The organism is Oleiphilus sp. HI0066, assembly GCF_001635725.1.
In genome coordinates, this window is record NZ_LWFH01000452.1 from 1 (window position 1) to 448 (window position 448).

The 448-nt window shown below is 43.5% G+C and carries 1 pseudogene; it reads left to right on the forward strand.

Features of this window, described 5'->3' with window-relative positions:
• Positions 1-448: pseudogene (locus A3738_RS30670) on the forward strand (patatin-like phospholipase family protein); the annotation flags it as partial.

Sequence of the window (448 nt, forward strand, 5' to 3'; positions counted from 1 at the left end):
CATTATTGCGCGACTATATATCCGGAAAACCGAAACCACGCGACATTACTGACAAAGCAGAAATACTATTAAGAGACGTTGTTAGTGAGTCCGGCATTGATGAAATTCTTCACAACCCAGTCTTTAAAGCACACTTTATCGTCGCTAAATCTAAGGGTTTTGTGCAGTATGAAAATACGATGCTACAGGGACTTGGTCTAGCAAAGAGTTATGTTGGCAATAGAATCAACCGCAAGCATTTAAAATCTCAGTTCGAACGCTTTGTATTTCATCACCCTAATAGTGAATTCACCCTACAAGACCCCGATAACATTCCAACGCAACATGTCTCGCTTTCAGACAGTAACTTAATGCCGGCACTCTTGGCGTCGGGCTCCATACCGATGGTTATGGCAGGGATAAGAAATATACCAGGCGCCCCTTCGGGAATGTATCGAGATGGAGGAGT